The sequence below is a fragment of the Kocuria sp. CNJ-770 genome (genome assembly GCF_001942375.1).
Taxonomy (GTDB): Bacteria; Actinomycetota; Actinomycetes; order Actinomycetales; family Micrococcaceae; genus Kocuria; species Kocuria oceani.
The window spans coordinates 45,815-57,035 of sequence record NZ_MKJW01000083.1 but is presented as its reverse complement, the minus strand read 5'-3'; the positions used below and the strand labels follow the sequence as shown (position 1 = coordinate 57,035).

Below are 11,221 nucleotides of genomic sequence, written 5' to 3'. Positions count from 1 at the left end.
CGCGGCGCGCGGGCGGCATCCGGGCCGTCGCCGTCCGGGTCCCACGCGGAACCCGTGCGGGGAGCCTCCTCCGCGGACGCGGCGGTGTTCTCGGCGGTGTCCTCCGCGGTGTCCTCGGCGCTGTTCCCTGCACTGTCCGCGGCGGACGGCGAGTCTCCGGCCGCGGGGGCCGCGTCCTGGTCCGCCGGCGCGGCGCTCACGCCGAGGTCCTGGGCCTCACCGGCCGGCTCGATCTCCTCGCCGGCCTGCGCGGCCCCGGGCGTGCCCGGGGCGGGGCGGCTCGGGGCGGAGACCTCCTCGGCCACCGCGCCCGGCGTCTCGTCGCCGGGCACGGGCGGTGCCCGGCGCGACGTCGAGGGTATCGGTCCCGGCGGCGTCGCCGTGCGCCGGGGCGGAGGGCTGCGCTCCGGCGGGCTCGTCGAGGACGTCGCCCGGCGTCTCCGCCAGGGTCCCGGGGGCGATGTCGGCCGCCCGGTCCATAGCCGGGGGTTCCCGGCGCGCGTCGTCCGATGTGTTCTGCTGACCAGCGTCCAGGGCGTCCTGCGCCCCGTCCTGGTTCACCTGTTCGGCATCCATATACAGCTGTGCTCCATGCCGCGGTACGCCGTCCGTACCCGGTCCCCGCAGCGGCTTGGTCGGCGTTTCGCCGGTGGGGTCCACGCGGCGGCCAGAAGTCCTGTGCGTACCCGCCGCGTCCCGCACGCCACGCGAACGGGCGGGGACGGCAACGAGCCAGTCCGGGGCTCCGAGCCGCTGCTCGCAAGGGCAACGGTCTTGGGCCGGCGGCGGACGCGCTCAATCCGATGAGAGCCGCGGGTCCTGCCGACCGGCGTCGAAGTCCGGCTGGGCCGAGATTCCGCGTACGGGCGGGCTCGACCGTGGTCAGTATCTCACAGACGCCCGGCTCCGACCCGGATTGCGCTCGTCACCGCCCGCAACCGGCCCGCCGCGCTCCCCGGGAACTCCGGGGCGCATCCCCTAGGATCGGGCCTGTGACCACCTCTGCCTCAGCCCTCGACGACTCCCCCGCCCAGCGCTCCGAGCCCGCCGCGCGCGCCGACCGGCGCTGGGGTCTCGTGGCCCTCGTGACCGGCCTGCTCGGCTTCTACGGCGCGGCCACGCTGGTCTACGAGCGGGTCCAGCTCTTCCTCGACGCCGGCCACCGCACCAGCTGCGACATCAACTCCTGGCTCTCCTGCGGCACGGTCATGCGCACTCCGCAGGCCGAGGCCTTCGGCTTCCCCAACCCCTTCATCGGACTCGTGGCCTACGCGGTCGTGGTGGCCGTGGCCCTGGCGGTGCTGGCCGGGGCCCGGTTCGCGGCCTGGTACTGGTGGGGCGTGCAGATCGGGGTGACCCTCGGGTGGCTGTTCGTGCTGTGGCTGTGGTACCAGACCACGTTCGAGATCAACGCCCTGTGCCTGTACTGCATGCTCGTCTGGGTGATGCAGACGGTGCTGGTGGTGCAGACCACCGCCCGCAACCTGCGCGCGGGCGTCCTGCCCGCCCCGGCCGCCGTGGCGCGAGGTGCGGAGCAGTGGGCCTGGTTCGCGGCCGCCGCGCTGCTCGTGCTGATCTTCGGGACGGTGCTGATCCGCTTCGCCGGCGTGATCTTCCCGGCCTGACCTGTCCGGGCGGAACCGCTCAAGCTGGCAAGCTGGATCGCCCGGACCGAACCGCTCGGGCCGAACCGCTCGGGCCGAACCGCGGTGCCCGCCCGGGCGCGGCGCCGGACGACGGCGGCCCGCCTCCCTGCTGGGAGGCGGGCCGCCGTCGTCGCACCCGGCGCTCAGGCGAACCAGATGCCGATCTCGCGCTCGGCGGACTCCGGGGAGTCCGAGCCGTGCACGATGTTCTGCTGGACCTTCAGGCCCCAGTCCCGGCCGAGGTCGCCGCGGATGGTGCCCGGCGCGGCGGTGGTCGGCTCGGTGGTCCCGGCCAGCGAGCGGAAGCCCTCGATCACCCGGTCGCCCTCGACGACGGCGGCGACCACGGGCCCGCTGAGCATGAACTCCACCAACGGCTCGAAGAAGGGCTTGCCCCGGTGCTCCGCGTAGTGCTCCTCGAGCACGGCGCGCTCCGCGTGCAGCAGCCGCAGGTCGGCCAGCCGGTAGCCCTTGGCCTCGATCCGGGCGAGGACCTGGCCGGTGAGGCCGCGGGCCACCCCGTCGGGCTTGACGAGGACGAGGGTGCGTTCCGTGGTCATGAGGATCCTTCCGGAGGACGGGTCTGGGATGTCGGTGCCCAGCCTATCCGTCCGGGTGCTCGCGCTCCCACTGCGCCTGGGCCGCGTCGCGGGCGGCGTTCTCCCGGTCCAGCCGCGCCCCGGTGCGCACCGCGTACCACCACGCCAGGGCGGACAGCACGCCCACCACGAACATGGCGGGGAGCACGAAGCCCGTGGCGATGAGCACGACCTGCAGGACCAAGCCCAGGGTGTACCCCCAGGGGCGGCCCAGCACGGCGGGGGCCAGCAGCAGGACGACGGCGAGGACGCAGCCGCCCGCGAAGATCGCCGTGCGCGTGCTGTCCCCCGTGTCCCGGCCGAGGATCCCGTAGGCGGTCAGGGCGGCGAAGAAGGCGATGAACGCCTCCATGACCAGCACGGAGGAGGCGAACATCGTGCGGATCGAGCGGCGGGGGCGGGGCTGCCCGGGACGCCACTCGCGCTGGGCCTTGGTCATGCGTGCCACGGGGAACGGTTCCTCTCCTGCGGATGGGCCGGTGGAAGGGCCTGCGGATGGGCCGGCGGCGGGGCCGCCGGGTGCGGGGCGCGGTGCGCGGTCACAGGCCCAGCAGGGTCCGGGCCTCGCCGACCACCGTGATCGAGCCGGTGACGAGCACCGCGCCGTCGAACTCCGGGCGGCCGGCCGCGTCCTGGACCGCCTCGGCCACGGCGTCGTCGAGCGTGCCCACGGCGTGCACCACGTCCTCCGGGAAGCCGAGGTCCACGGCCAGCTCCGCGAGCTCCTGCGGGTCGACGGCCCGCGGCGAGGAGGAGCGGGTGAACCAGAACTCCGTGTGGAACTCCTCGTACTCGTCCAGCAGCACCCGCAGCATCGCCTCGGCGTCCTTCTCGTGCAGCACGCCCACCACCAGGTTGAGCTTGCCGAAGGTGAAGGCCTCCTTGAGGGCGGCGGCCGCGGCGGTGAGCCCGTGCGGGTTGTGCGCCGCGTCGAGGAGCACCGGCGGGGCCTTCCGGGCCAGCTCGAGGCGCCCCGGGGACTCCACGGCGCCCAGACCGGCGCGCACCAGCTCGGGGTTGAGCTCCTTGTCGCCGCCGCCCAGGAACGCCTCCACGGCCGCCACCGCGGTCGCCGCGTTCTCCGCCTGGTGGACGCCGAACAGCGGCAGCAGCACCTCGGGATAGCGCCCGGCCAGGCCCTGCAGGGAGAGCACCTGCCCGCCGACGGCCGTGGCGCGGGACTCCACGCCGAACTCGACGCCGCCGAAGCGGAACGGGACCCCCAGCTCGCGGGCCCGGGCCAGGAGCACCTCGGCGGCCTCGGGGACCTGCGGGGCGGAGACCAGGAACCCGTGGGGCTTGAGGATCCCGGCCTTCTCCGCGGCGATCTCCGCCACCGTGTCGCCGAGCATGTCGGTGTGGTCCAGGTCGATCGGGGTGACCACGGAGACCACGGCGTCGGCCACGTTCGTGGCGTCCCAGGAGCCGCCGATGCCGACCTCGAGCACCACCACGTCGACCGGCGCGTCGGCGAACACGGCGAACGCGAGCGCGGTGACCGTCTCGAAGTAGCTGAGCCGGGGCTCGCCGCGCTCGGCCAGCTCGGCGTCGACGAACCCCAGGTACGGGGCGATCTCGCCGTAGACCCGCACGAACGTCTCGTCGTCGACGGGCTCCCCGTCCACGCTGATCCGCTCGGTGACCCGGGCCAGGTGCGGGCTCGTGTAGCGGCCCACGCGCAGGTCGTGGGCCAGCAGCAGGGCCTCGATCATCCGGGCGGTCGAGGTCTTGCCGTTGGTGCCGGTCAGGTGGATGACCGGGGCGGCGCGCTGGGGCTCGCCGAGCACCTCCATGGCCCGGCGCACGGCGTCCAGGCGCGGGGCCATCCGGTTCTCGGGGGCGCGCTCCAGCAGCCGGGCGTAGACCTCCTCGACGGTCGACGCGTCCCCGGCCTCCGCGAACGGGGCGCTCATGCCTGCACCGTCCCGGCGCCGGTGGTGGCCGGGCTGGCCGCGCCGAGCACGGCGACGTCCACGGAGGGCTCGCCCACCCGCAGCTCGAGCTCGGCGGCCAGCGTCTCGCCGGCCACGAGGCCCCGGTGGGCCTCCAGGGCGGCGACCGTGCGCTCGTCGGCGGTGACCACGGCGCGGATCCGGTCGGAGACCCGCAGGTCGGCGTCCTTGCGGGCCTGCTGGATGGCCCGCACCATGTCCCGGGCGGTGCCCTCGGCCTCGAGCTCGGGGGTGAGCTCGGTGTCCAGGACCAGGAAGCCGCCGCCGGGCAGCACGGTCACGGCGCGGGAGCCGGCCGCGGCGTCCGCGGCCACGACCGTCTCCAGCTCGTACTCGCCCTCGTGCAGCACGACCCCGCCGGCGGTCACGGTGCCGTCCTCGGCGGTGGACCAGTCCCCGGCCTTGGTCGCCCGGATCACCGTCTGCACGCCCTTGCCCAGGCGCGGGCCCGCCGCGCGGGCGTTGACCTTCAGCTGCTGGGAGATGCCGAACTGCTCCGCGGAGGCCTCCGCCGCGTCGAGCAGGGTCACCGACTTCAGGTTGAGCTCGTCGGCGACGATGTGCTCGAAGGTGCCCGCGAGCGCGTCGCCGCCGGGGACGACGACGGTCATCCCGGCCAGCGGCTGGCGCACGCGCAGCCTGTGGGCCTTGCGCAGGGCGGAGCCGGCCGAGCAGATGCCGCGGGTGGTCTCCATCCGCTGCACCAGGGCGGTCTCCGCCGGGAACAGCGACGCGTCCGGCCAGTCGGTCAGGTGCACGGAGCGCCCGGCCGTGAGCCCGCGCCAGATCTCCTCCGTGACCAGGGGCAGCAGCGGGGCGGCCACGCGGCAGACGGTCTCCAGGCAGGTGTACAGGACGTCGAAGGCGACGGTGTCCTCGTCGAAGAAGCGGTCCCGGGAGCGGCGCACGTACCAGTTGGTGAGGGTGTCCATGTAGGCGCGCAGGTGCTCGGCGGCACCGGAGACGTCGTAGCGGTCGAAGGCGTCCTTGACGTCGGTCACGAGCCGGCCGGTGGCCGCGAGCACGAAGCGGTCCATGACGTTGCCGGACTCGTGGCGGGTGCGCGCCTCGTACCCGGCGCCGCCGTTCGCGGCGTTCGTGTAGAGGCCGAAGAAGTGGTAGACGTTCCACAGCGGCAGCATCATCTGCCGCACGCCGTCGCGGATGCCCTGCTCCGTGACCACCAGGTTCCCGCCGCGCAGGATCGGGCTGGACATCAGGAACCAGCGCATGGCGTCGGCGCCGTCCCGGTCCAGGACCTCGTTGACGTCCGGGTAGTTGCGCAGGGACTTGGACATCTTCTGCCCGTCGGAGCCCAGCACGATGCCGTGGCTGATGACGTTGCGGAACGCGGGCCGGTCGAACAGCGCCGTGGCCAGGATGTGCAGGGTGTAGAACCAGCCGCGGGTCTGGCCGATGTACTCCACGATGAAGTCGCCGGGGTTGTGGGTCTCGAACCACTCCCGGTTCTCCATCGGGTAGTGCACCTGGGCGTAGGGCATGGAGCCGGAGTCGAACCAGACGTCCAGGACCTCGGGCACGCGGCGCATCGTGGAGCGGCCCGTGGGGTCGTCCGGATTGGGCCTGGTCAGCTCGTCGATCCACGGCCGGTGCAGGTCCACCTCGCCGCGGTCGTTGCGGGGCACCCGGCCGAAGTCGGCCTCCATCTCGGCCAGGGAGCCGTAGACGTCGCGGCGCGGGTGCTCGGGGTCGTCGGACTCCCAGACCGGGATGGGCGAGCCCCAGTACCGGTTGCGGGAGATCGACCAGTCGCGGGCGTTCTCCAGCCACTTGCCGAACTGGCCGTCCTTGACGTTGTCCGGGATCCAGTTGATCTGCTGGTTGAGCTCGACCATCCGGTCCTTGATGCGGGTGACCTCCACGAACCAGGAGGACACGGCCCGGTAGATCAGCGGGTTCCGGCAGCGCCAGCAGTGCGGGTAGGGGTGCTCGTAGGTGGCCTGGCGCACCAGCCGGCCCTGGGCCTTGAGGTCGCGGATCACCGTGCGGGCCACGTCCTTGTCGAAGACGTTGCGCCCGGCGATCCCGGCCAGCGGCGCGCCCGGGGCGAGCCGCTCGTCGGCGAAGGTGCGGTGGAAGACGCCGGACTCGTCGAGGGAGAGCACCACGGGGATGTCGTAGCGCGCGCAGACGTTCTGGTCGTCCTCGCCGTAGGCGGGGCCTGGTGGACCAGCCCCGTGCCGTCGGTCGTGGTGACGTAGTCGGCCACGACGAACTGCCAGGACGTGCCCGTGCCGAAGCGCTCGGCGTCGGCGTAGTAGTCCCACAGCCGCCGGTAGCGCAGCCCCTCGAGGTCCGCCCCGCGGTGGCGGGCGGTCACGGCGGCCGCCGCCGCGGCCGCGGGGTCCTCCTCCTCGCCCCAGCCCAGGTCCTTGGCGTAGGCGCCCAGCAGCTCCTCGGCGATGAGGAAGCGGCGGCCCGCGAGCTCCCCGGCCCCGGGGACCACCGCGTAGACGATCTCCGGGCCCACGGCGATCGCCTGGTTGGTCGGCAGCGTCCACGGCGTGGTGGTCCAGGCGAGGGCCTCCACCCCGGCCAGCTCGGCGGCCAGTTCGGGCCGGACCGCCCAGGAGGCGTCGTCGAGCACGGGGAAGGTGACGGTGACGGTCTGGTCCTGGCGGTCCTGGTAGACGTCGTCGTCCATCCGCAGCTCGTGGTTGGACAGCGGCGTCTCGTCCTTCCAGCAGTAGGGCAGCACGCGGTAGCCGGAGTAGACGAGGCCCTTGTCGTCGAGCGCCTTGAACGCCGCGATCACGGACTCCATGTACTCGGGGTTGAGGGTCTTGTAGTCGTTGTCGAAGTCCACCCAGCGCGCCTGGCGGGTCACGTAGTCCCGCCACTCGGAGGCGTACTTCATCACGGAGGACCGGCAGGCGTCGTTGAACGCCGCGACGCCCATCCGCTCGATCTCCTCCTTGTCGGCCATGCCCAGCTGCTTCATGGCCTCCAGCTCGGCGGGCAGCCCGTGGGTGTCCCAGCCGAAGCGGCGCTCCACCCGGCGGCCCTGCTGGGTCTGGTAGCGGGCCACGAGGTCCTTGACGTAGCCGGTGAGCAGGTGGCCGTAGTGGGGCAGGCCGTTGGCGAAGGGAGGGCCGTCGTAGAAGACGAACTCGTTGGAGCCGTCCCGGCCGGGATCGCGCTGGTCCACGCTGGCCTGGAAGGTGCGGTCCTGCGCCCAGTAGGCGAGGACCCGCTCCTCGACGGCCGGGAACGCGGGGGCCGCGGGCACGCCGCGGGCGGCGGGGTCGGTGGTCGCCTTGGGGTAGACGGGCTGGTCTGACACGGGGTCCATCCTCGTTCTGACGTCGGTGCTGCTCGTGCGGGTCAGGGAGCAAGGACGCTGCCGGCCGGTCGCCCGGGACGGAACGCGGTACCACCTCGCTTGCGGTCCGCTTCCCCGGGAGCATCCCCGGGGCGGAGGCGGGCCGCCGCTCGTTGACTGCTGTGACGGGCTTACCCGTTCGGTTCTACTGGGGTCCCTCCCGCGGCGGGCGGGACCTGTTCTTCCGAAGGCTCCCCGGTGATGGCCGGATCGACGCCGTGATGACTGCCCCCAGCTTAACCCACGCGCGGGCCGGTGCCGAGGCCGGGGCTCCCCCGGACCGGGCCGGGCCTCATGAGAGACTGGTCCGCATGGCTGACAACACGCAGGGCACAGACACGCCCGCACCGACGACCGTGACCGTTCCCGACAAGCCCGCGCTGGAGGGACTGGAGCAGACGTACTCGCGGAAGTGGCGCGAGGAGGGCACCTTCGCGTTCGACGAGGACACGACCCGCGAGCAGGTCTACTCGATCGACACTCCCCCGCCGACCGCCTCCGGCTCCCTCCACGTCGGCCACATGTTCTCCTACACGCAGACCGACGTGATCGCCCGCTACCAGCGGATGAGCGGCAAGAACGTCTTCTACCCGCTGGGCTGGGACGACAACGGCCTGCCCACCGAGCGGCGGGTGCAGAACTACTACGGCGTGCGCTGCGACCCCGCCCGGCCCTACGTGGAGGGGTACCGCCCGCCGGAGAAGCCCGCGAAGAACCAGCGCGACTGGGACGTGGTCTCCCGCCGGAACTTCATCGAGCTCTGCGAGGAGCTGGCGGTCGAGGACGAGAAGGTCTTCGAGCACCTCTTCTCCACCCTGGGGCTGTCCGTGGACTGGACCCGCACCTACCGCACGATCGACGCCCGCTCCCGGGCGGTCTCCCAGCGCGCCTTCCTCGAGGACCTGGCCGCGGGCCACGCCTATCTCGCCGAGGCCCCCACCCTGTGGGACGTCACCTTCCGCACCGCCGTGGCCCAGGCCGAGCTGGAGGACCGGGAGCGGGAGGGCTTCTACCACCGGGTGGCCTTCCACCGGCCCGACGGCGGGACCGTCCACATCGAGACGACCCGCCCCGAGCTGCTGCCCGCGTGCGTGGCCCTCGTGGCCCACCCCGACGACGAGCGCTACCAGCCGCTGTTCGGCACCACGGTGCGCTCTCCGCTGTTCGACGTCGAGGTCGAGGTCCGGGCGCACCCCCTGGCCAAGCCGGACAAGGGCTCCGGGATCGCGATGATCTGCACCTTCGGCGACCTCACCGACGTCACGTGGTGGCGGGAGCTGGAGCTGCCGACCCGCGCGCTGGTCGGCCGTGACGGCCGCTTCGCGAACGAGACCCCGGAGTGGATCGCCGCCGGGTCCCCGGCCGAGCACTACGCCCGGGTGGCCGGCCGGACGGTGTTCTCCGCCCAGCAGGCCGTCGTGGAGATGCTCCGCGAGTCCGGGGACCTGGCGGGCGAGCCGCAGAAGGTCGTGCACCCGGTGAACTTCTACGAGAAGGGCGACAAGCCCCTGGAGGTCGTCACCTCCCGCCAGTGGTACATCCGCAACGGCGGCCGCGACGCCGAGCGCCGCGAGGCGCTGCTGGCGCGGGGCCGGGAGATGGACTGGCACCCCTCGTTCATGCGCTCCCGGTACGAGAACTGGATCGAGGGGCTCAACGGCGACTGGCTGATCTCCCGCCAGCGCTTCTTCGGGGTCCCGTTCCCGGTCTGGTACCGCCTCGACGGCGACGGCAACCCGGACTACGACGCTCCCGTCCTGCCCGCCCACGACCAGCTGCCGGTGGACCCGGCCGCCGAGCCGGCTCCCGGCTTCGACGAGTCCCAGCGGGACCAGCCGCACGGCTTCACCGGCGACCCGGACGTGCTCGACACCTGGGCGACGTCCTCGCTGACCCCCCAGATCGCCACCGGCTGGGCGTTCGACGAGCAGCTGCACGCCAACACGTTCCCGATGGACCTGCGGCCGCAGGGCCACGACATCATCCGCACCTGGCTGTTCTCCACGGTCGTGCGCTCGGAGTCGCTGGCCGGCACGGTGCCCTGGACCAACACCGCGCTCTCCGGGTGGATCCTCGACCCGGACCGCAAGAAGATGTCCAAGTCCAAGGGCAACGTGGTCGTCCCCACGGAGGTGCTCGAGAACTACGGCGCCGACGCGGTGCGCTACTGGGCCGCCTCGGCCCGCCTGGGCGCGGACACCGCCTACGACGAGGGGCAGATGAAGATCGGCCGCCGGCTGGCGATCAAGCTGCTCAACGCCTCGAAGTTCGTCCTCGCCCAGGGCGTCACGGAGGCGTCCGTGCTCGGCGCCGGGGCGTCCGCCGACGTGCTGACCGAGCCCCTGGACCGGGCGCTGCTCGCGCAGCTGCGCACCGTGGTGGAGCGCGCCACCCAGGCCTTCGCCGACTACGAGTACGCCCGGGCGCTGCAGCTCACCGAGCAGTTCTTCTGGACGTTCACCGACGACTACGTCGAGCTCGTCAAGGACCGGGCCTACGGGGCCCGCGGCGAGGCCGCGCAGGCGTCCGTGCACGCCGCGCTCGCCACCACCCTCGACGCCCTGCTGCGGCTGTTCGCCCCGGTGCTGCCCTTCGCCACGGAGGAGGTGTGGTCCTGGTGGCGCACCGGGTCCGTGCACCGGGCCGCGTGGCCGGCGGCCGACGCCTTCGCCGCGGCCGTGGACGGGGCCGACCCGGAGATCCTCACCACCCTGGGCGAGGCGCTGTCCGGACTGCGCAAGGCGAAGTCCGAGGCCAAGGTCAAGCAGCGCACCGCCGTGCGCTCGGCGACCATCGGCGCCGCCGCCGAGGACGTGGCCCGGCTCGAGGCCGGCCTGGACGACCTCCGGGCCGCCGGCAACGCCGCGCAGCTCTCGCTCGTGGCCGGGGACGCGGGCCTCAGCGTGCGCGACGTGGAGCTGGCCCCCGCCGAGGAGCCGGCGCGGTAGACGCCCCGGCCACGGAGGAAGCCCCCATGGCAGTCCATGGGGGCTTCCTCCGTGCCGGGTCCGGCGCGGCGCCGCTCCCCGGTGCCCGGGGCGTGGCGGAGGCTCAGGAGAAGACGGGGCCCTGCTCCCGCCCGCGCTTGAGCTCGTAGAACCCCGGGTAGGAGGCCAGCGCCAGGGAGCCGTCCCAGATCTTCGCGGCCTCCTCGCCCTTCGGGGCGGGGGTGAACACGGGACCGAAGAACCCGGTGCCGTTGACCGCGATGCAGGGGGTGCCGATGTCCTGCCCGGCGACCGCCCGCGCGGCCTCCGTGGAGGCCCGCAGCGCCCCGTCGAACTCCGCGGAGTCCTTGGCCGCCGCGAGCTCGGCGGGCAGCCCGACCTCCGCGAGCGACTCGGTGATGATCTGCTCCAGGTCCTCCATGCCGCCGGGGTGGCGGCGGGTGCCCATCGCGTCGTAGAGCTTCTTGCGCTGCTCGTCGCCGTGGGCGTCCGCCGCGGCCTCGACCACGCGCACCAGCCACATCGACTCCTCGTGGCCGTGGTGGTGGTTGTCCGGGTTCTCCTCGTTGAGGATGCCGAGCGAGATGATCCGCCACGTGACCTCCACGTCGCGGCGGGACTCCACCTCCTCCATCCAGCGGGAGGTCATCCAGGCCCAGGGGCACAGGGGATCGAACCAGAAATCGACCTTGTCCGTCATCAGCTTCCTCTCCTCGCGGGTGCGCCCGCCGGG

Annotated in this window: 6 protein-coding genes and 2 pseudogenes; 2 read left to right on the top strand and 6 right to left on the bottom strand. The window is 73.2% G+C overall.

The window, feature by feature from the left end; genetic code table 11:
• Positions 1-332 (bottom strand): annotated as a pseudogene (locus BJF77_RS06835) (hypothetical protein); the annotation flags it as partial.
• A gap of 660 nt (positions 333-992) precedes the next feature.
• Between BJF77_RS06835 and BJF77_RS06830 the strand changes: the two are divergent.
• Complete coding sequence (locus BJF77_RS06830) at positions 993-1,625, top strand: vitamin K epoxide reductase family protein (RefSeq protein WP_047803370.1); 633 nt, start codon at positions 993-995, stop codon at positions 1,623-1,625.
• 164 nt (positions 1,626-1,789) lie between these two features.
• On the opposite strand, the gene ndk is transcribed toward BJF77_RS06830, so the two are convergent.
• The 4 genes and pseudogenes from ndk to ileS all read right to left on the bottom strand — a co-directional run bounded on the left by ndk (position 1,790) and on the right by ileS (position 7,510).
• The gene (gene ndk, locus BJF77_RS06825; protein WP_047802265.1) at positions 1,790-2,206 is read right to left on the bottom strand and encodes a nucleoside-diphosphate kinase; all 417 of its coding nucleotides are present in this window, start codon (positions 2,204-2,206) and stop codon (positions 1,790-1,792) included.
• A gap of 43 nt (positions 2,207-2,249) precedes the next feature.
• Entirely contained in the window at positions 2,250-2,693 is a 444-nt protein-coding gene (locus tag BJF77_RS06820) for a DUF4233 domain-containing protein (RefSeq protein WP_075871676.1), read from the bottom strand.
• Between the two features lie 91 nt (positions 2,694-2,784).
• Complete coding sequence (locus BJF77_RS06815; RefSeq protein ID WP_075871675.1) at positions 2,785-4,158, bottom strand: folylpolyglutamate synthase/dihydrofolate synthase family protein; 1,374 nt, start codon at positions 4,156-4,158, stop codon at positions 2,785-2,787.
• Positions 4,155-7,510: pseudogene (gene ileS, locus BJF77_RS06810) on the bottom strand (isoleucine--tRNA ligase). The gene BJF77_RS06815 and the pseudogene ileS overlap by 4 nt, the downstream one beginning before the upstream one ends.
• Before the next feature lie 341 nt (positions 7,511-7,851).
• Here ileS and valS point away from each other — a divergent pair.
• Positions 7,852-10,488, top strand: coding sequence for a valine--tRNA ligase (valS, locus tag BJF77_RS06805; protein WP_075871674.1), 2,637 nt, complete (start codon positions 7,852-7,854; stop codon positions 10,486-10,488).
• Positions 10,489-10,591: 103 nt separating this feature from the next.
• Here valS and BJF77_RS06800 read toward each other — a convergent pair whose 3' ends face one another.
• Positions 10,592-11,188 carry a DsbA family protein gene (locus tag BJF77_RS06800; RefSeq protein WP_075871673.1) on the bottom strand — a complete coding sequence of 199 codons (597 nt, stop codon included), beginning with the start codon at positions 11,186-11,188 and terminating at the stop codon, positions 10,592-10,594.
• Positions 11,189-11,221: the final 33 nt, after the last annotated feature.

What these genes read in the sequence shown, in the direction of transcription:
- BJF77_RS06815 (WP_075871675.1), bottom strand. Translation starts at nt 4,158, where the DNA reads ATGAGCGCCCCGTTCGCGGAGGCCGGGGACGCGTCGACCGTCGAGGAG.
- ndk (WP_047802265.1), bottom strand. Translation starts at nt 2,206, where the DNA reads ATGACCACGGAACGCACCCTCGTCCTCGTCAAGCCCGACGGGGTGGCC.
- BJF77_RS06800 (WP_075871673.1), bottom strand. Translation starts at nt 11,188, where the DNA reads ATGACGGACAAGGTCGATTTCTGGTTCGATCCCCTGTGCCCCTGGGCC.
- valS (WP_075871674.1), top strand. Translation starts at nt 7,852, where the DNA reads ATGGCTGACAACACGCAGGGCACAGACACGCCCGCACCGACGACCGTG.